Source organism: Paenibacillus sp. FSL R10-2788 (genome assembly GCF_038003885.1).
GTDB classification, from domain to species: Bacteria; Bacillota; Bacilli; order Paenibacillales; family Paenibacillaceae; genus Paenibacillus_AQ; species Paenibacillus_AQ odorifer.
In genome coordinates this window covers 5,007,802-5,028,472 of record NZ_JBBOQA010000001.1, presented here as the reverse complement: position 1 = coordinate 5,028,472, position 20,671 = coordinate 5,007,802, and the positions used below count along the sequence as shown (strand labels likewise).

At 44.7% G+C, this 20,671-nt stretch carries 12 protein-coding genes; 7 read left to right on the top strand and 5 right to left on the bottom strand.

All coding sequences use genetic code 11. From position 1 onward, the window contains the following. Positions 1 to 27 precede the first annotated feature (27 nt). Positions 28 to 879, bottom strand: a complete 852-nt coding sequence (locus NSQ50_RS22420) for a helix-turn-helix domain-containing protein (protein WP_076179829.1) — start codon at positions 877 to 879, stop codon at positions 28 to 30. 134 nt (positions 880 to 1,013) lie between these two features. On the opposite strand from NSQ50_RS22420, the gene NSQ50_RS22415 reads away from it, so the two are divergent. After that, entirely contained in the window at positions 1,014 to 3,479 is a 2,466-nt protein-coding gene (locus NSQ50_RS22415) for a beta-mannosidase (protein WP_036683182.1), read from the top strand. A gap of 235 nt (positions 3,480 to 3,714) precedes the next feature. Beyond that, entirely contained in the window at positions 3,715 to 5,904 is a 2,190-nt protein-coding gene (locus tag NSQ50_RS22410; protein ID WP_038572691.1) for an alpha-galactosidase, read from the top strand. Between the two features lie 896 nt (positions 5,905 to 6,800). On the opposite strand, the gene NSQ50_RS22405 is transcribed toward NSQ50_RS22410, so the two are convergent. From NSQ50_RS22405 to NSQ50_RS22395, 3 genes are read right to left on the bottom strand one after another with little or no spacing between them, the layout of a single operon-like run. Further along, entirely contained in the window at positions 6,801 to 7,712 is a 912-nt protein-coding gene (locus NSQ50_RS22405; protein WP_076224929.1) for a helix-turn-helix transcriptional regulator, read from the bottom strand. A 41-nt stretch (positions 7,713 to 7,753) separates the two neighbouring features. Then, positions 7,754 to 9,109, bottom strand: a complete 1,356-nt coding sequence (locus NSQ50_RS22400) for a response regulator (protein ID WP_076224918.1) — start codon at positions 9,107 to 9,109, stop codon at positions 7,754 to 7,756. Next, positions 9,090 to 10,820 (bottom strand): sensor histidine kinase, encoded by a 1,731-nt coding sequence (locus NSQ50_RS22395; protein ID WP_076224917.1) that lies wholly within the window; start codon positions 10,818 to 10,820, stop codon positions 9,090 to 9,092. Before NSQ50_RS22395 ends, NSQ50_RS22400 begins: the two co-directional genes overlap by 20 nt. 228 nt (positions 10,821 to 11,048) lie before the next feature. Here NSQ50_RS22395 and NSQ50_RS22390 point away from each other — a divergent pair, with 228 nt between their 5' ends. From NSQ50_RS22390 to NSQ50_RS22370, 5 genes are all read left to right on the top strand, one after another. Next, on the top strand, positions 11,049 to 12,005 hold the full coding sequence (locus NSQ50_RS22390) for an ABC transporter permease (RefSeq protein ID WP_081382600.1): 957 nt from the start codon (positions 11,049 to 11,051) through the stop codon (positions 12,003 to 12,005). Between the two features lie 42 nt (positions 12,006 to 12,047). Further along, positions 12,048 to 12,917 (top strand): carbohydrate ABC transporter permease, encoded by an 870-nt coding sequence (locus NSQ50_RS22385; RefSeq protein WP_080742561.1) that lies wholly within the window; start codon positions 12,048 to 12,050, stop codon positions 12,915 to 12,917. Positions 12,918 to 12,959: 42 nt separating this feature from the next. Further along, on the top strand, positions 12,960 to 14,633 hold the full coding sequence (locus NSQ50_RS22380) for a hypothetical protein (RefSeq protein ID WP_036683168.1): 1,674 nt from the start codon (positions 12,960 to 12,962) through the stop codon (positions 14,631 to 14,633). A gap of 86 nt (positions 14,634 to 14,719) precedes the next feature. After that, a complete protein-coding gene (locus NSQ50_RS22375) occupies positions 14,720 to 16,144 on the top strand; it encodes a family 43 glycosylhydrolase (RefSeq protein WP_076224916.1) in 1,425 nt (474 codons plus the stop codon). A gap of 26 nt (positions 16,145 to 16,170) precedes the next feature. Beyond that, positions 16,171 to 18,174 carry a beta-galactosidase gene (locus NSQ50_RS22370; protein WP_076224915.1) on the top strand — a complete coding sequence of 668 codons (2,004 nt, stop codon included), beginning with the start codon at positions 16,171 to 16,173 and terminating at the stop codon, positions 18,172 to 18,174. A 75-nt stretch (positions 18,175 to 18,249) separates the two neighbouring features. Here NSQ50_RS22370 and NSQ50_RS22365 read toward each other — a convergent pair whose 3' ends face one another. Then, positions 18,250 to 20,538 carry a helix-turn-helix domain-containing protein gene (locus NSQ50_RS22365; RefSeq protein WP_076142257.1) on the bottom strand — a complete coding sequence of 763 codons (2,289 nt, stop codon included), beginning with the start codon at positions 20,536 to 20,538 and terminating at the stop codon, positions 18,250 to 18,252. Positions 20,539 to 20,671 lie beyond the last annotated feature (133 nt).

Sequence of the window (20,671 nt, the reverse complement as noted above, 5' to 3'; positions counted from 1 at the left end):
AGGGAAGCTTTTTGTTGTATAAAAAAGCTAAACCAGCCGATTAACATGTGCATTCCTGCGGAAATCAAGCGGGGCTTGATGATAGAATTTTTTGAATTGATGATAGAAATGACTGACATTCTCGAAGCCGGATTCCAAAGCGATATCGACCACACGCAGCTCGGTAGTGAGCAGTAGGTTGCGGGCTACATTGAGCTTTAGCTGGTTGATATATTCCGTAGGCGTCTGGTTCAAGTATTGCCGGAAGGCGCGGTTCACATGGCCGGCGCTTCTCCCTGACAGCTCGTACAAGGCATGAAGTCCACGGTGCAAATTATCCTTTAAATGCATTTTGGTTATGGCATGCTCTAGCCAGAGCGGGAATTCTGGTTGAGCGACTGTCTCTGCGGAGAAAAAATGCTGGGTGAGTGTATCGACGAGCAGGCCTTTTAGAAAAATCCGGGACTTAACCTTGTCTAGGGTTGATAGGATGCGAATGCGTTCCATAGAACGGACGAAACTAGCCATTTCCAGCTGAGATAACATGGCGATTCGGGGGAGAGGCGTGTTCAGCAATCCGTGCAAAAACTCCTCTTCATTCAGATAAGTTAAAGCATCTTCAATGAGGCTTTTGCGGCAGGGAATGTTCAGGAAACGGCAATCGCTATCACCATCTGCTTCATATCTGTGGGTATCACTGGGCCGAATAAAGACAAGGCAGCCAGTCTGAAGCAGCTGCGCTGTCCCGTTAACAATATGCTGACATCTGCCTTCTGTGAGAATGAAAAATTCATAGAAATCATGCGTATGTTCTGGAGATACCTGACTTAAGGACTCCACCCAGAAAGGGTCTGCTAGTAGTTCAGGATTCATATGGCTTGCCTCGGTGTATTTGAGCATGTTCGTCCTCCAGTGTATTAATGATGTTAAAATAGCACATGATTCTCGAGAACACAACACAAGAAATATAAAGATATTATTGATAGACTTGATCTATAAGAAGGCAAAATAGCACATTTTGGAGGCGGGAGAAAATGCATCTTGTAGATCTAAATGGAAAATGGAAAATGAGACGTCTGCATGAGCCGAGCTGGCTGGAGGCTAGTGTGCCAGGTTCTGTCTATCACGATTTATTGAATGCCGGAGAAATGCCGGATCCGTTCTATCGTGAGCAGGAATATGAGGTTCTGGAATTATCCAATTACGATTACGAATATCAGCGTTGCTTTCAAGTGGAAGCTGAAGTGTTACAGCATGACCGCGTATTTCTGCTGTGTGAGGGGCTGGATACGTTATGCGAGCTTTTTGTGAATGGAACTAACATTCTGAACAGTGATAATATGCACCGGACGTATGAAGTGGACATTAAGTCAGTGTTGAAGCAAGGCGATAACACCATTCACGCGATTTTTCGTTCCCCAGTGGAATTTGCTCTGCGGAAGCAAGCGGAGCTGCCGCTTAGCAGTTGTGCTGATGCAGTGGAGGGAATATCCCATCTGCGCAAAGCACATTCCATGTTCGGCTGGGACTGGGGTCCGAAGCTGCCCGATCTTGGAATCTGGAGAAGTCTCTCCATTCAGGGGTATGACAGTGCCCGTGTTGACGATGTTTATATTACACAATTTCACGAGCCGGATAAGGTTACTCTGGATGTTCGGGTAAGAACAGAGAGTTGGCAGGAGGTTGAACGGGAAATCGTAGTCAGCGTTCACACTCCAGCAGGTGTGGCCGTTGAACGTCGTGTGTCCGAAACTGCCGGAGAAGATCATCATATTACACTGGAAATTATGGAGCCAGAGCTGTGGTGGCCGAATAATCTGGGTGCACAACCCCTGTATAACGTCGAGGTCGTACTGTTGCAGAAGGGACAGGAGCTGGATCGTCGAGAACTGCGGATTGGATTAAGAACGATTTCTGTGAAGCAGGAAGAAGACCAGTGGGGACAATCATTCGCTTTTGAAATCAACGGCGTACTTATCTTTTCTACAGGTGCCGATTATATTCTGGAAGATAATCTTCTACCTCGCGTGACTAAGGAGCGCACGGATCGCCTGCTCCAAAGCTGCGTGGCTGCTAACTTTAATACCATTCGTGTATGGGGTGGCGGTTATTATCCTGACGATTATTTTTATGATCTATGCGATGAATATGGGCTTATCGTCTGGCAGGATCATCTGTATGCCTGCGGGATCTATGCACTGACAGAATCTTTTGAGGACAATATCACACATGAGACGATGGACAACATGAAGCGCTTACGCCATCACGCATCGTTAGGCTTGTGGTGCGGTAACAACGAACAGGAGATGGCTTGGGTCGATTGGGATTGGGAGAATCATTATTCGCTCCAGCTAAAGGCCGACTATATCAAGCAGTATGAAGTGCTTCTGCCGGCTATCGCTAAGGAAGTTGATCCCAATACCTTCTACTGGCGTGCCTCTCCTTCCTCTAAAGGAAGCTTTGATAAACCGAATGACGAGAACTATGGAGACATGCATTACTGGGGCGTTTGGCATGGCAAGGAGCCTTTTACCGATTATCGGAAGCTCTATCCGCGTTATATGTCTGAGTTTGGCCTGCAATCCTTCCCAAGCTTGAAGACGATTGAATCCTTTACGCTGCCGGAGGATCGCAATATTTTCTCCTATGTCATGGAGTCCCACCAGAAGAACAATACCGGAAATGAGAAAATTCTCTATTATATCGGCGAGACCTACAAATATCCGAAGGATTTTGAATCTATTCTCTATGCGTCCCAGCTTATCCAAGCCGAAGGCATGCGCTGTGGCGTAGAGCATTGGCGTAGACATAGAGGGCGCTGCATGGGCGCATTGTATTGGCAGTTGAACGATTGTTGGCCGGTTGCTTCCTGGTCTAGCATCGATTATTATGGCCGGTGGAAAGCAATGCATTATACAGCTAGACGTTTTTTTGCTCCAGTTCTTGCTTCTGCACATGACGAAGGAACCGTAGTTTCCCTGCATGTCTCTAATGAGAGCAGAGAGAAGGTGAGCGGTGAATTAAGATGGAGACTGCTTACTCCGACATCAGAGGTTCTAATGGAAGGTGCGAAGTCGGTGAAGATTGAGGCTTTAAGCAGTGCCGAGTTCGATCGGCTTGATTTTGGTCATGTCTTGGATACAAAAGAGAAGAAACGTGAAGCCTATCTGGAATATGTATTTGAGGTAGAGGGGGAAACGATAAGCGGGGGAACCGTCTTGTTCGTTAAGCCGAAACACTTCAGCTTTGTTGATCCTGAGCTTGAAGCCGTACTCACTGAGGAAGCAGAACAATTCGTTATTACTGTGAAGTCAAAAGCATATGCCCGTTTCGTCGGACTTGATTTCAAGGAAAGAGATGCGATCTTCAGTGATAACTATTTCGACCTATCAGCTGGCGTTTCAAGAACCGTTACGGTTGCTAAAAAAGATCTCGATAAACCAGCTACGGCTGAGGAACTGCGTGCCCAGCTTACTGTACGTTCCGTCTTTGATATTTAAGAAAAAGGTTATTTTCCTACTATATCCTAGGCTACCAATCTCCAAATGACAGTTTGATGATATATATTCTAGTGGTTTAGACTCTGCGTATAGATAGATCAATATTTTACTATAATAGGTATAGATATTAAGATTGTATACCCTTCCATTTCACTCTAAAATAGACTTCGAAGAAGCATTAATTACAAACTATAAACGTTCTATTGAGCTACCTTAAGGAGAGTGCAAACATATTATGGGTATTTATTATGATGACAACCGCAAGGTGTTTCATTTACAGTCTGAGAAATCCAGCTATATTATTGAAATGATCAAAGGTGTTATTCCAGCGCATGTCTACTGGGGCCCAAAATTGGCAGGGAGAGAATTTCAACATCCGTTGAATTTGGTGGAACGTTGCTCTTTTAGTCCAACTTATTTGCAGGAGGATAAAAATATCTCCCTCGACACCTTGCCAAGCGAATTCCCTTCTTATGGAAACGGTGATTTCCGCGAGCCGGCACTTGAGGTTCACCTAGTAGATGGCACGACCGTAACGGATTTCCGTTATAAGAGCCACACCATTAATAAAGGAAAACCTGCACTCAAGGGTCTGCCTGCTACTTATGTTGAAAGTGAAGAAGAAGCAGAGACCCTGGAAATTATATTGCAAGATGATAAAACAGGATTGATCGCTGCCTTGAGCTATACCGTATTTAACAATCAGGATGTTATAACACGTTCCGTGCGGATTGAGAATCTGGGTAAGGACAATCTGGTTCTGAAAAGAGTATTAAGCGCGAATGTTGACTTCCATGATTCTGACTATGACATGCTGCAATTATCCGGTACTTGGACTAGAGAACGCCATATTCACAAAAGACCACTCGTTCCTGGCATCCAGCGGATTGACAGCAAACGCGGCTCCAGCAGCCATCAGCAGAATCCTTTTATGGCCTTGCTTGCAAAAGATGCAACAGAGGATCATGGCGAAGTTTACGGGTTCAGCCTTGTGTATAGCGGAAGTTTCCTTGCCCAAGCAGAAGTGGATCAATACGGAATTTCCAGAGTAGGGATCGGTATTCAACCTTTTAACTTTCAGTGGTTGCTTGAACCGGGCGAATCCTTTCAGGCTCCAGAAGCCGTATTGGTAAGATCCAGTGAAGGGCTTGGTGGATTATCGAGAACCTATCACCGTCTGTATCGGACCCGATTATGCAGAGGTGAATTCCGCGATAGCAAGCGTCCTATTCTGATCAACAACTGGGAAGCGACTTATTTTAATTTTAATGCGGATAAAATCAAAGAAATTGCTAAAGCAGGCAAAGAGCTAGGCCTGGAGCTGTTCGTGCTGGATGACGGCTGGTTCGGCAAACGTGATAACGACGACAGCTCCCTGGGAGATTGGGTAGAGGATCGTCGCAAGCTGCCTGAAGGTCTTGGAAAGCTAGGGGAAGATATCACAGCAATGGGCATGGAATTCGGATTATGGTTCGAGCCAGAAATGGTATCGCCAGAAAGTGATCTTTACCGTGAACATCCAGACTGGTGTCTCCATGTACCTGGGCATAAAAGTTCGTTAGCCCGCCAGCAGCTAGTGCTGGATTTATCCCGCAAGGATGTATGCGATTATATCGTCGAGTCAGTTAGCTCGGTATTGTCATCTGCTCCGATTACTTATGTGAAATGGGATATGAACCGGAATATGACAGAGATTGGATCAGCGCTTCTTCCAGCCGAACGTCAACGCGAAACGGCACACCGTTATATCCTTGGACTTTATGATGTGCTGGAACGTATCGTTTCCCGTTTCCCTCATATTTTGTTCGAAAGCTGCTCTGGTGGTGGCGGACGATTTGATCCGGGGATGCTGTATTATATGCCACAGACCTGGACTAGCGATGATACGGATGCAGTGGAAAGATTAAAGATCCAATACGGAACAAGTATTGTGTATCCAGCGAGTTCAATGGGTGCCCATGTGTCGGCTGTTCCTAACCATCAGGTGCATCGTATTACTCCTTTGGAGACACGTGGTCATGTCGCGATGTCGGGCAATTTCGGCTACGAGCTGGATTTGACCAAGCTTACTGAAGCTGAACGCGAGGATATCCGCAAGCAGGTTTCGGAGTACAAGGAACTGAGAATGCTGATTCAGTACGGTGATTTCTATCGACTGCTTAGTCCTTTTGAAGGAAACGAGACGGCATGGATGTTTGTTTCCGCTGATAAAAAAGAAGCCTTCGCCACCTACTTCCAAGTTCTGGCCGGGCCTAATCCACCGTTGCGCAGATTGCGTCTGAAAGGACTCGACCCTGCGAAATCGTATAAGCTTGAGCTTAACGGCGGAGTATACAGAGGGGATGAGCTGATGCACTTCGGACTCACGCTTCCACAGCTAGAGGGCGATTTCAGAAGCCTACTTTTCGTGCTTAGAGAAGTTTAATCAAAAAAGGAGGGTGCCCCGAAAGCCATTGGCTGCTGGGCACCTTCCTTTTTTTTTCTCCTTTTTCGAGTTCTTTTGTGACTAGCTGCGCGCCCGAAGCTGTTATTGGATGAGGCGCTTTGCGAGATGCTTACTTGGCCGGGGACTACCAGACGCGAATTAGTGCGACTTGCAAGTAGCTTGGCGCCACTGGAGCTGATTGTTTATACTGAAGCCGGCGGGCTCAAATTGGTGCACCATGTAAGTTGCTTACCCAGCCAACACAGTGCTATCGGACTCAAATGCCGCTAACCGCTCTCTTTCCACACATTTGGAGTTTTATCGGACCGCATAGTCGCTATTGACTCGAAAAGTACCTAATAAGCACCTCTTTCGAAGGAATAGCAGCACTGGAGTCCGAAACTGTGCTCAAAAGGCGAAAAATTAGCAAATAGCGTCATCTGAGTCCGAAAGCGGCGGTGGAGGGGGCGACTCGGTGCTGCTGTACTCGAATTAGGGTGTTTAACAAGCTGCTTACCAAGCTGGTGACTGCTGGATGCGAATTAGTACGACTTGCAAGTTGCTTACCCATCCAACACAGTGCTATCGGACTCAAATGCCGCTAACCGCAGCCTTTTCACACATTTGGAGTTTTATCGGACCGCATAGTCGCTATTGACTCGAAAAGTACCTAATATGCACCTCTTTCGAAGGAATAGCTGCACTGGAGTCCGAAACTGTGCTCAAAAGGCGAAAAATTAGCAAATAGCGTCATCTGGGTCCGAAAGCGGCGGGGGATGGTTTTGAGTTGGCGCCACCAAATCTGAATGGTTACTACTTGCATCCACCGGCCCCGAATTAGCACGCCACGCACGCCACTCAGCTCTATCGAAGCCGAACGGACATACCGAGCAACATCAATTTTCAAAAAACACATGCTTGGACAGGAACTCTAGGTCCTGCTCGCGGTAAGTAGAGGGGCTAACTCCAAAGTAGGAACGAAAGACTTTGCCAAAATAGCTGGCATTGTCAAACCCGGTGTCCACAGCGATCTGGTAGATCGTCTGATCTGTTGTTTTCAGCATAGATGCTGCCAGCTCGATCCGTCTCCTTCTTAAATACTCAAAAGGTGAGAGATTGATGTTTTTTTGAAATAGTCTGCAAAGATGATGTTTGGAAATTCCAACATGTGCGGCGACATCGTCTAAGCTAAGGTTATTATTGTGCAGATCATTTTTCATAAATTGTATAGCAGCATGAAGTTTGTCATTTTTTATATAGGTGGTTAACAAACTCGGTTTCTTGAGGTATTTCTCCATGGACAATATCCACTGAAAGGCTTTCCCCGTTAGAAAATGCAAATCTCTTTCTTCATCAACCTGGATGTCCTTGAACATACTCCACAACAAATCCATCGGAACCGATTCCTGAGGGAGTTCTATAATGGGACCGCCATGTCCGATCAGCTGGTTCCAGAGTGAAATAGCTAGAGGTCCTCGTACATTCAGCCAAATGAATTCCCAGGGCTCTGTACCTTCCTCCGGATAATAATATCTGTGTATACTGGGGACAGTCACTAGGAAAGCTTTGCCCTTTGTTAATGGGTGAACAACCCCGTCTATTTCAATTCTACCCTCTCCAGATAAGGTGTACTGAAAAATAACACAACTTCTCTCCGTCCGGTTCTGGCCGTTGAATGAATATGCCGGAGTCTCGGCTTGTTCCCAGCCAATAGAATCAAACAAAAGCATAGAAGCTTGTTCTTCCGAGCGAATGGTATAGGAGGAGCGCAACATTAGCAGATTTCCTTTCCATGGTTCGTTATTCATACAAAGTGTAAACTTTTTTGTTGATCTGTTCAATTTTTGTTTCATTTAATCTGCTGTCTTCGATATTGATAAGGCGTAATGCCATACTGATCTTTGAACAGCTTAATGAAATATTGTGGCTTTTTGTAGCCGACTAGATGTGAAATATCGAGCACATGTAAGTTGGAATCGATCAATAACTTGGAGGCCTTTTCTAAGCGTTTAGAAGAAATGTAGCTCGATAAATTTTCGCCCGTCTCCTGCTTATAAAATTTGGACAGGTAAACAGGATGGAGGTGAACAATTTTCCCTAAATCCTCCAGGCTCAAGCATTCACTAATATGATTGGAGATATAGGCTTGAATGGTATGAACAATATTTTGATTGGAAAATTTAGCGCTTCTATCTAATTGGGTGAGGCTCTGCAAGATGGATTGAAGAGCCGTATTTGGCTCTGATAATTGATTGAAAATCCAGTCTGCGGCCTCAGCTGATTGTATTTTAGCGGTTGTGGAATACAGCAAATTAATGAATTCGAGCAGGTAGAGGAGCTTTTGTTTTTTGACAGTGAGCTTGGCAAAGTTTTTTAAAATGTTTTTTCTGGTTTGCTCCCATTCTCCCAGCTCTAATTTAGGGAGAGCACTAGAGTCATGCAGCATAGTAAAGTCACTGGTACCTATATTTTCATTAAAAAAGAAATGATAAAAAATATGCCGAACAGCATGCTTTTGAGAAAATTCAAACGGCTCGGAAAAAGAAATGGAATCGACGCTGCTTGCCACAGTTTCGATATTTGATTCTGGAATAATTCCAGTAATGGCTGATGGAGTGGTCCAAATAAAGTCTCGTCCACCATTATGATCTTTTAACATCATTTCATCTTTCCCACTAGCCCCTGAGACATGAAAAAAGCAAAAATGCTCATTCCGGAAGGTAGAATCGAATGTACTGTGATCATAACGTATTGGGGAAGATTCGCTAATGACAGAAAGCAGGTAACCTAGCCCATCTATCTTTTTCTCTACCACTGGGGTTTTTGAGGGTTTCTCAGCGATACTCTTAATAACTTGACTCATGGCTTTTTCCATATCCTCTTTATCTACCGGCTTGAGTAAATAATCCAAAGCGCCCAGACGGATGGCTTGCTGTGCATAATCAAATTGAGAATAACCGGAAAGAAAAATCACCTTGGTTTTGAGCTTTTTTTCATGAACATGATGCAGTAAATCAATGCCGGATACCTCGGGCATACGAATATCTGTAATAAGAATATCTATATGATTCTGATTCAATAGCTCCTTGGCTTCAATCGAATTTGTTGTCGTCTCAATATGCTCAATCCCAAATTTGTTCCAATCCAGCAGGTGTTTTAAATATTCAACGATGTAATGCCCGTCATCAACTATCAGTAATCGCATATTGACCTCCTTCATCCAGCGAGAAATCTATGAATGCCAGCACGGATAAACCGCCCCAGTCATTGATGAAGAACCGCAGCCCGCTTAATTCACCATAAGCATTTTTGAGGCGATGATGAATGTTCCAAAGACCAATTCCTCTTGATCCTTCAGGGGGGGATTCATTCTCAAGTCTGGCCATTAGCTGGTGTATTTCCTCAGCAGTAAGCCCCTTACCGTCATCGGCAACAATAATTAACGCTCCAGTATCAAGTGCTTTTACATCTATAGTAACGCGATAAGCCCCTTGCTGTTCTTCAATCCCATGCTGAATCGCGTTCTCGACCATAGGCTGGATAATCAGTGGCATAATCAGATGCTCTCCCAGTTCAGGGGGCAGGTTGATTTCATAATTTATTTTTTTGGAAAGTGACATGATGGATAAAAAATGATCGGCAAGCTGCAATTCAGAAGCCAACGTAACATTATCTGAATTCATTTTTGTTAAATAACGATAGTACTCTGCTAAATGTTTGCTCATCTGCATTACGGCTTCCGGTGAAGTTTTTGCCACAGCCATAATGAAAAACAGATTATTGTAAAGAAAATGTGGATTGATCTGAGCCTGCAGCTGTTTCACTTCCGCGTTTCTGCGCAGCTCGGTTTCTATTTTTAATGAAGCGAATAAAGCCTGTATTTTGGCGACCATGTGGTTAAAGCTTTTAAATAGACTATAAAATTGATTGTCCGGGTTCTCACTAATTCTGGTGCTGTAATTCCCTTGTTCCACTTGGTAGAATTTCTTGTCGAGCAAATATACATTACGATAATAGTTTCGATAGAACATAAAAATCACGATAAGACCAATGATCAGGATCATTAGGATGCTGACAAAAAACACCTGTGTATTCCGGTTAAGCGGATTCAAAAAATCACTCATTCGCGTATAGGTAACAAGATACGTATCAATCGGCTCAATATACTTCGATAAAACATAATAATCGTCATCGTTGATATGATAGTCAAACTTTAGAATTTCATGTGCATTGGGTGTTATCGTCTCCTTGGCTTTTTCCTCGATTCGAATATCCACCGCTTTATTGCTAATCATCAAACTCTTGTTCACAAGCAAAAAGGCATTGGAGCTCTCACCGCCACTCACTGCTTTTTCTAAAAGACTTGTTAAATACTCCTTTTTCAGCTTAACGCCCACAATGTATTGAATATTGGCAGGATTCTTAGGCTCATGAATATAAGGGTAGATTGAAAAATAATACAAATTATTATTAACAATCTGCCAGCCTCGCTGCGTGACCTTCTGAAAGGGCTGTTTGGCAAGCGAATCATGACCCGTAAAAATAAAAGTGCCGTCCGATTTCCAGTAGATACCGATAGATTCAATCGCCTGACTGGAGAGAAGTGGTGCTGATATGCGGTCATAGATATCATTTTTTTTCATCTGGGCATCGTAATTGTTCATCTCTTGTATTTTGCTTTGATAGAAACGTACGGAGGTGTCGGCTGTATATTGGATGCCATACAAACTTGCCTCAGAGATGATGCCATCCAGTATGCTTTCCGTATAAGCTAGCTGATTTTTGGAGGAGTTAACCAAGCTCTCTTGAATGGTTTTGGAACCTAGGGAGTTCATTATGAAAAACAAACTTAAGGTAAGTAAAAGGAAAAAAACGAAAAAATATATGAATCGTTTCATATTTACTTTTTTAATCATAAGCATTACTCCTGTCGCTAGGACTCGTGTGAATTCATCATAAGCCATATATTCCAAAAGAAAAAGGGAAGAGCTCTCGCAAAATGAAAGCGTTTATAAAGATGTTTAGCGAGTGGTTATGATATTTAATTTGAGACATTTTCGAATGAAAGCGCTTTTGTTAACATTAAACCAGAAAGAAATTAGCAGCCAAGAATGTAAAAGGGGGTAAGCACAATAGCACAGATAATGAATACCCAGCTCAAATGGAGTGAGAAAGCCAACGTTAAAAAAAGCAGAAAAAATCCTTGGAAAAAGGAAATCAAAAAAAATTGGCCATTGTATGTTTTATGTATCCCAGCTTTGGTATTCGTTCTAATTTTTGCCTACGGTCCTATGGTCGGATTAGTGATGGCCTTTCAGGATTACAAGCCCTGGCTTGGAATTACAGGTTCAACTTGGATTGGTTGGGATAACTTCGCAAGAATCTTTCAATATAAAGAGGCGACACAATCTATTATCAACACCCTCATTATTGCTGTAATCAAAATTATAGTGGGAATTATCGTTCCTATCTTTATGGCGATTCTGCTAAGCGAGATTAGAAACATGGGGATTAAAAAGAGTATTCAAACCTTGGTCTATTTACCGCATTTCCTCTCTTGGGTAACCGTTGCCGGAATCATGATTGATATCCTGGGTCTTGACGGGGGCATAAATCATTTTCTTACGAATTTCCTCGGACTAAAACCAATTTTCTTTTTGGGTGATCCTACGCTGTTCAGACCGACGATCATCATCAGTGATTTATGGAAAAACTTCGGATTTGGCATGATTGTTTACTTAGCGGTGATCACAGGGATCGACCCTTCTTATTATGAGGCCGCCGAGATAGACGGCGCGTCACGCCGCCAACAAATACGCCATGTTACCTTACCGAGTATGATGCCGATGATCATCGTAATTGCGACGTTAAGCCTTGGAAATATTTTGGATGCAGGATTTGACCAAATCTTTAACTTATACAATCCACTCGTATATAGTACGGGAGATATCATCGATACTTATGTTTACCGGTCATCCTTATTGAATGGCCAATACGGTTTTGGTACCGCTGTTGGGTTGTTTAAATCTGGCATCAGCTTCATTTTAATCGTAATTTCCTATCGAATTGCTTACAAGGTAGCTAACTACAAAATATTTTAAGTCGAAGTTGTTAAGCTTTCAAAACAGTTAGGAGGAATGGGAGTGTATTATAAATCCAAGGGATATAGGATATTTTCGATTTTCAATCATATCCTCCTGATTCTAGTAGCCTTATCGTGTTTATTGCCTATGCTTCATTTGCTAGCACAATCATTTAGCAGTAAGACAGCGGTAAATGGGAATTTGGTATCCTTTTGGCCGGTGGACTTTAATATCGAAGCCTATGTGAAAACTTTTAAAAACACGAATTTTACAGGCTCCATGAGAATCTCAGTGGTCCGGACGGTGCTGGGGACGTTAATCAGTATGTTTATTATTACAACGTCAGGGTATGCCTTGTCCAAAGATTTCCGGGGGCGTAATGCTTTAATGTGGATTTTTATTTTCACGATGTTGTTTTCCGGTGGATTGATTCCTTCTTATATATTGGTTACGAAACTTGGGCTCAAGGATACAATCTGGTCGCTCGTGCTTCCCGGTGCCTTCGGAGCTTACAATTTGATTCTGATTATGAATTTCTTTAAAACAATCCCTAAGGCGCTTGAAGAGGCGGCATTTATCGATGGGGCTTCGTTCTTCGTCATTTTCCGGAAAATCTATCTTCCGCTTTCCCTTCCCGGTCTGGCAACCGTCGGATTGTTTATCATGGTGGGGAGCTGGAACGCATGGTTTGATGGGATTTTGTATATGTCGAATACAACGGACTATCCGTTAGCTTCATTCTTACAGACTGTAGTTGTGCAAGGTTCAGCGCAGAGTATGGCACTTAGTCAATCAGAAGCAGCCGCGTTGTCAGAACAGAGTATCAAAGCTGCGCAAATTTTTATTAGCACACTGCCCATTATCCTTGTGTACCCGTTTCTACAGAAGTATTTTGTCAAAGGCATCGTTCTGGGTGCTGTAAAAGAATAACGTGACCAACATATAAAAACTTTAATTCAAAGGAGCTTATTGATGAAAAAAACAGGGGCCTTAATAACGACTACTGTATTGATGGCAGGATTGCTAGCGGGCTGCGGCTCAAACGGTAAAGAATCTAATGCGGCAGAAGCGGTTCTCAAAGACGGCAAATACGATCCTCCTATTACTATCAACATCGCCAAGCAACAAGATGAGAATGCCGGTAAATATATCAACGGGGAGAGCTTAAATGATAATGTGTTGACCCGCTGGGGTGTCGAGAATCTAGGGATTAACATCCAAACTACTCTTTTGGGCGGTGATGCCTCCCAATATAATACGAAACTTCGTTTAGCGCTCACTGGTTCCGAGAAGCTTCCGGATGTTTTGCCAGTGTATGACACCTCCTTAGAAAATGATCTGATTCAATCTGGACTTGTAAAAGATATTGCGGAAGACATTAACAAATATATGCCTGAGCGTCTGAAAGAAATATATAAACAATATCCAACAACGTTCAACCCGGTTATCCAGGACGGCAAGGTTTATGGGATGGCGATCTCGCCCAATCTCACTGAAGGTGAAGTCATGCTTATCCGTCAAGATTGGTTAGATAAATTAAATTTAAAAGCGCCAACAAATATAGATGAATTTGAACAGGTAATCGCTGCCTTTACGAATGATGACCCGGACGGTAACGGAAAAAATGATACTTATGGATTTGATTTCTCGGGAAAAGATTCTTACAACACGGGTTGGGTGAGTGACTCTGTAATGATTTTTAGTGCTTATACAGGGAAGAGTCTCCCCGGCCAATGGTATAACGACAATGGTAAACTCACTTACGGTTCTGTCGCTGATGGGACAAAAGATGCGTTAGCTAAACTACGCGATTGGTACTCCAAAGGGTATTTAAATAAAGAGCTGGCTACACAGGGTGCATGGGATGCACTGGCGGATTTCACTGAAGGTAAAGCAGGAATTATTATTGGCCGTCCTTGGCTGTACGGCAGTGTTAAAGATGTGGAAACTAACGTAAAAGGGGCTAAAATCAAAGCTTACCCAACTATCAACGGTGTAAGTGGGGATCGAACCTACCAATCCGGTCAACAGAACGATGGTGTCTTTATGTTTAATAAAGACTTTAACAATATGGAAGCTTTCTTCTTGTATTATGACAAGCTTTACGATGCAGCATTTGGTACCGGAGATTTCAAATATGGTTATGCTCAGGGATATGATTATGACATCGTAGGCGATGAAGTGGTATTCGATTCAAAAAAATTCAATACGCCTTTGGATGCCGCTCAAGGTGTAGGGAAAATGGCTTTTACCAAAAATACACCTAGTGTTGATGGTCCAGGTAAATCTTTTTATGATCTTTCCAAAGGTGCAAAAGCAGAGAATGGGGTCTTGATCAGATCGGCTTCAAATGATGAAACAGCCAAAGAGGGATATGTGATTTCCTATGAGAATAGAGAGTCGCTGCTTCCAAATGCATTTAACGGTCCTCCTACCAAGACTATGCAGACAACCTGGGAACAACTGAATACGATGGAAAAGGAAACCTTCACCAAAATTATTTACAGTAAAGAGCCGCTAACTGCGTACGATGACTTCGTGAAGCAATGGCATGACAAAGGCGGTACGAAAATTTCCGAAGAAATCAACGAATGGTATAACAATGCTAGCAAGGTGGATGTGATGTCTCAGATGGGATTGAAATAAGTTCGCAAGAACAGCAGGTTCAGTTAAGGTCATCCTTGGCCGGACCTGCTTTTTTGTATAAAAATCTAATCCTCTGGAGGATAATCATGGACGAAAACGCGAATATAGTCACCCTATTAAATAGCGCTCCGCTTCTGGATATGAGCGGGAACCCTGTACATGCACATGGTGGACATATGCTCTATAAGGATGGATATTATTACTGGTTTGGTGAGAACCGGATGGATCGGCGGAGAGTGAACTGCTACCGATCTGTGGATCTAGTGAATTGGGAATGGCGCAATGATGTGCTCACACTCGATTCACCGGTACAGCCGATTTATCATCGCACCACATTAGAGCTTGAACCCTTGGACAGGGAGGGTCGCCCAACGGGTGCGGTAATTGAGCGCCCAAAAGTACTCTACAACAAACTTACAGGGAGATTTGTTATGTGGATGCATTGGGAAAATGGACGCGACTACTCTGATGCGCGCTGCGCGATCGCTGATTGCGGGACGGTAGATGGGGATTATGTTTACCGGGGCAGCTTTAATCCGATAGGTAACATGTCTCGTGACTGCACCTTGTTCCAGGATGACGATGGGACGGCTTATTTTATCTCCGCGGCAAGGGAAAATGCTGATCTTATTATGTATCGTCTGTCACCTGATTACCTCAGCATAGAAGAACAGGTCAAGACCTTGTGGCCCGGACAAGCGCGTGAAGCACCTGCATTAATGAAACGTCAGGGTGTATACTTCCTCATCTCGTCCGCCTGTACGGGCTGGTTGCCTAACCAAGGAACCTATGCCTGGTCTGAGGAATTATTTGGTCGTTGGTCACCCTTGCTGCCTTTGGGCGACATCACTACATACGACAGCCAGCCTGCTTTTATAGTTCCTATTGTAGGAACAGACAATGACCAGTGCTCTTACCTGTATGTTGGGGATCGCTGGGACCCTGCGGATTATTATGCCTCTTCCTATGTATTTCTGCCGCTGAGCTTTCCTTCTGACCGGGAAATGAAGCTTGACTGGGCAGAGCGAACGGTGATTGACCTAAGGAAGGGAATCGTAGCTGTGGAATGCGGCTCTGGTAGTGGTCTGTTCAGATTGAAAAGCTTAGGAATGGGGCTTTATCTGGCGGCGGGAAATCAATCTATTGAACATGAGGAGACCCTGAACGTCGAAGTCCGTACGCTTTCGTATGAAGATCAGCAGCAGAGATGGACAGTTGAATACGGGGAGAAGGGTAGGGCGAGAATTCGAAACAGTGAAAAGGCCTTATCTATTGGCCCGTTGAATTCCTTGCTGCTGGAGCCTATTCGTGACAACGAAGATCAGTTTATATGGTTGCTTACAAAGACAGAAGCAGGTTCACTGACTATTGGGAGCAATGACGGAAGAGTTCTTACCGTAGCAGGAGAACAGCGTGGGGGCTGGGGTTGTGTGTTTCTTGAATCCATACGCTGCCATGATCCCCGTCTAGGTGCAGACCCACAGCTTTTTCAACTGATTTCAGTAAGGTAAACAGTTTAGAGAAAAGAGGTATACCGATGAATTTATCTGTCTCCTTCCCTATGGAATGGTTTAAAAGTGCCCCCCATACACAACTTACTGCGACTTCCTCTGAGGCGTTTCAGTTAATCACTACACCAGAAGGTGGTGGATTTGAGCTTCAGCCAGGGCATCTGGGATCCGCCGCTTGGTGCGATTATGGTTTCGTTAATGCGGAGGTTTACCATGAAAGCCATGACGTTCTGGTGCTGTTATTCAGTTTTTATGATCGGGATCATCGCGTCATTACTTATCATGTAGGAATTTTACCTGGTGTGCGCACGAAAATTTGTTTACCCTTGATTCATTTAAATGGGGAGAAGTTGTTCCTTCCCCGTTATCCGGGTGTGATGCAGACAGTACTGCGGGGAGATGCAGGCATCGATCGCAAGCATATCACCCGATTCTCTATCGCTACTCTCCCTTCAACAACAAGTAGAGCTGTGCAAATTAGTGGCTTGGCTCTAAGTCTAACTGAGCCCGCCTTTGAGTATGAACAGCAACCATATATAGATGATCTGGGCCAATTAAAGGGAAGGGATTGGCCAGGGAAAACGGTTGATGCAGAAGCGTTGACGGAACGGCTGCGCGCAGAGCGGCAACTTGCGGCACAAGTTGATCACAGTGGAGGTGACCTCAGCAGGTACGGAGGTTGGAAAGCGCTGAGATTCGCGGCAACTGGATATTTCCGCACGGAGTTTGACGGCAGCCGCTGGTGGTTCGTTGACCCAGAGGGTTATGCCCTGTTCAGTACGGGGATGGACTGTGTGGGTCCGGCTTGTTCTATGCATGTAACTGGCATGGAGCACTTGATACCCTCATTGCCGGAGCGGGAAGGAATCTATCAAGAAGCTTGGTCACAGGATGGCGAGGAATTCAGCTTCGAGATTGCCAATCTGATCACTGCTTTTGGGGCGGAGTGGCGCTCTAACTGGGTGGCTATGACGGATTTTCGCTTACAACAATGGGGATTCAACACCATCGGTAACTGGTCCAATGATCTTTTTATTGAGGAATCTCAGCTTCCGTATGTTTATCCTCTAGTGGACTTTCCTATGACGGAGCAATCTATTTTCCGGGATTTCCCGGATGTGTTTAGCCCGGAGTATGAGCGGAATGCCGGGAGCTTTGCGGAGCAGCTTCTTCCATTAAGGGAAGATCAGAGAATGGTTGGCTATTTCATGCGTAATGAGCCGCATTGGGCATTCGTGGATGGGTTGAATTTGACCGGGCAGATGCTGAAATCTCCGGTCCGTTATGCCAGCAAGAAGGAATTCATTCGCTGGCTTGCAGAAAAGTACAAAACAGTGGAGCAATTAAACATGGCGTGGGATAGTGTTTTTGAAGAATTCGAGGATTTATACGATGTATCGAATGTGAATGTAACCGGGGATAATCTCACTTCTGCCCGAGAAGTGGATTATAACCAGTTCAACCGGATCATGATCCGGCGGTATGTAGAAGTGCCAGCCTGTCTTTGCAAGCAGACGGATCCGAATCATCTGAATTTGGGAATGCGTTATGCCTGGGTTGGCAGTGATGAGGTGCTGGAGGGCTGCGAATGGTTTGATGTATTCTCTATGAACTGCTATCAGTTCAGTCCTGACAAGGAACAGATCGCCCAGATCAGCGGACGACTGAACAAACCAGTCATGATTGGGGAATATCATTTTGGTGCGGCTGAAGGCGGCATGTTGGCTTATGGGATCCGTGCGGTGGCAACCCAGAAGGAGCGCGGTGAAGCTTACCGTTATTATGTAGAGCAGGGGGCAGCCATCCCGCAGCTGATCGGAGTTCATTATTTTCAATGGAATGATCAGCCTGTGCTTGGACGTTATGACGGAGAAAACTATCAAATCGGCGTAGTGGATGTCTGCAACCGTCCATATGAACCTTTCGTGCAAGCAGCGAAAAAGGCCCATGACCAGATGTATCAGGTGCGGACGGGGAGGACAGCACCCTATAATATTGTGCCAATAGAGATTCCGAAAACGGGATTCTGATTGCAAATCTTTACAACAAAAAGGCCCCCAGCCAATGGGGGCCTTTTTTGTCCTCTCCTCTGCAATGTAGCCCCTTTATAAGCCAAGGCCGGAGGAGGGGAGTGAATCATCACGGGAATAGCGCTTGCGGTATTCCCCCGGAGTTATTCCGGCACAACGTTTGAACATACGGATGAAGGAATTTACGTTCTGATAACCGACCTGAAGCGCGATATCCTGAATCCGCAGTTCCAGATTCATTAGCAGCTCTTTGGCCCGCTCAATTCGCAGATTGTTCAGATATTCACTGAAGTTGATGTTTGTTTTCTCTTTAAAAATGCTGGACAGGTAACCTGGAGTTAAATTCAACTTGTCTGCTACTAGGTTGAGGTTGATGTCCTCGCCGTAATGTTTGTCTAAGTAATCCAGCACAAAGCTGATAATAGGGTCGCGCGGCTCCGAGCGGTTACTGATGACCACGAGCACACGACGAACCAGATCACGCAGCCATTCCTTGTATTGATCCATTGAGTGGAAAGCGTTAAATGGCTCTAGACGGGGTGGTAAGAGACGCTCCGCTTCCGCTTGGGGCAGATTCAGCTTCGTCACCGTTTTGCTCGTCTGTTCCGCTGCTCCCAAGGCAAATGCCCGAAAATCCGCCGCCGCCGCGTCCTTGTGCTGCAGTTGCTCCAGCTGACGATCCAGCCAAGCGAATACAGCCTCCTCATTGCCAGACTGCAGCAGATTGTGCAGCTCCTCTCCGTGTGTCACCTTTAAATGAAAGGATTTGGCGGACGAGGCTCTAGGTTCTACGATAATTTGTGTTTCCCCGTTCAATCTACGCTCATTTAACAACATCGATAGATTATTGTAGGCATCGGTAAATGAGGTTTCGCCTGAATATACCGGACTTACAGCAATAGTCAGGTATAAGGATATCTCCGAATCCAGCAGTTCTTTCAGTGTATCAAGAGCCTGCAGAAAACTGCTCTGCGGTCCGGGGTTGAACAGGAGCAGCAAGAGCTGATCCTGCTCCGGCTGGAGTGCGACGCTGTCGCTTTCACCTCCGGTGATCAAGGTTTGGATTAGCTTCCATAACATCAGTGTGTGTTTCTCAAATTCGTCCGGCAAGGTTTTGAAGCTGACCTTGAACAGAATGGAGGCATAGGGTAGTTCGGATTGCCGGACATCTTCAAGCTCCGCAAGACTTTTACTCAGCGGGATATTTTTCACTTTATGAGTGTAGGCATATTGGCGTACCAGTGAGTTCTTATGATCAAGATCGGTCTGGATGAATCGGTTATTCTCCAAAATGGAGCTCAGGCGGTCGCCGATAATGGCGAATTCCTTCACACTGCTCAATTTTTCTGGCCGGCTGCCCGCTTTACGGTCCAAGGCAGCAATCAGGCGCTGGAGCGGCTGGTTAAGCCGATGGCTGAAGATCAGGGATGAGAGAACACTGATCAGTACTGCCGCAGAGAGTAACACAGCCAGCAATAGCTGCATACCACGCATTTCTGCGGCAATAGCCGCTACCTCGGTCACTCGGATATAGGTGAATCCGGTTTGTTTACCTTTTTCATAGAAGTAATATTGATCTCCGACCCGCTCATGGGCATTGCTACTTTCCGGAAGCTGGCTTGTTTGCAGTTTAACATCTGATGTAGAGAACAATAAATTTTCTTGTGCATCCAGAATATAGAATGGGGTATTGCCGGCATCACCGTAGGTATCCTGCATCAGCTGCGGATTCAGCATGACAATCCCATACACTTCCTCATAAGGAATCGCTTTGACCAGCACTGGCATTAACCTTCCGAGCGTACGGGTGGAATGTATAGTTTTCTCGGTAAAGGTTACGGCGGGCATGACTTTTAAAAATTGATTGCCCATCGTTTGCCGGCTCCAGTACTCCGGAGGGTATTCTGCACTGAAGTAGTATTTACCGAACATATCTGCGGCGCTGCTTAGGCCCTCCCTCTCCAGTACATAATCTTCCTTTTTAAAATAAAGAATGAAATTTTCGATATGCAGAAAAGGATTAGCATACAAAGTTGAGAGATCCGATGTCACTTCTGCCGGGATATCATATCGACGGTTCTCTTTGAGGTGGCTTAAAATGCCCAGATTGGCAGTCCATGAATCGGATTGGGTGAGGGCAAGAATCATGTTCTGGGTCAACCGGAAATGATTTTCGTAGCCTTCGACCGTTTGTGCGAGTCCAAGCTCATTTTGACGGATCATCTCCTTATAGATTTTGCCGCTTAAATACAGATGGGAGAACAGATTAAATGATGCCAAAATCAAGATGACACTGAGGAAGCTTAGCATCAGCTTAACGAACAGGGCATTCAGCGCAAATTTGCCTGTAACGGATCCCTTCATATGTATCCCCCTTTGGATGCACCCGTAAATGAATTGGATTAATTCTATCATAGCGGCAAAAAGCTAACACCAACAATATGCAATTTTGCTGATTTGTACGCTATTCTATGGAAATCCGCAGTTAAGGCGAAAT

Excerpts from the sequence above, each read along its gene's own strand:
- NSQ50_RS22390 (WP_081382600.1), top strand. The coding sequence starts at position 11,049 with ATGAATACCCAGCTCAAATGGAGTGAGAAAGCCAACGTTAAAAAAAGC.
- NSQ50_RS22405 (WP_076224929.1), bottom strand. The coding sequence starts at position 7,712 with ATGAATAACGAACCATGGAAAGGAAATCTGCTAATGTTGCGCTCCTCC.
- NSQ50_RS22415 (WP_036683182.1), top strand. The coding sequence starts at position 1,014 with ATGCATCTTGTAGATCTAAATGGAAAATGGAAAATGAGACGTCTGCAT.
- NSQ50_RS22420 (WP_076179829.1), bottom strand. The coding sequence starts at position 879 with ATGCTCAAATACACCGAGGCAAGCCATATGAATCCTGAACTACTAGCA.
- NSQ50_RS22370 (WP_076224915.1), top strand. The coding sequence starts at position 16,171 with ATGAATTTATCTGTCTCCTTCCCTATGGAATGGTTTAAAAGTGCCCCC.
- NSQ50_RS22365 (WP_076142257.1), bottom strand. The coding sequence starts at position 20,538 with ATGAAGGGATCCGTTACAGGCAAATTTGCGCTGAATGCCCTGTTCGTT.
- NSQ50_RS22395 (WP_076224917.1), bottom strand. The coding sequence starts at position 10,820 with ATGATTAAAAAAGTAAATATGAAACGATTCATATATTTTTTCGTTTTT.
- NSQ50_RS22380 (WP_036683168.1), top strand. The coding sequence starts at position 12,960 with ATGAAAAAAACAGGGGCCTTAATAACGACTACTGTATTGATGGCAGGA.
- NSQ50_RS22400 (WP_076224918.1), bottom strand. The coding sequence starts at position 9,109 with ATGCGATTACTGATAGTTGATGACGGGCATTACATCGTTGAATATTTA.
- NSQ50_RS22410 (WP_038572691.1), top strand. The coding sequence starts at position 3,715 with ATGGGTATTTATTATGATGACAACCGCAAGGTGTTTCATTTACAGTCT.
- NSQ50_RS22375 (WP_076224916.1), top strand. The coding sequence starts at position 14,720 with ATGGACGAAAACGCGAATATAGTCACCCTATTAAATAGCGCTCCGCTT.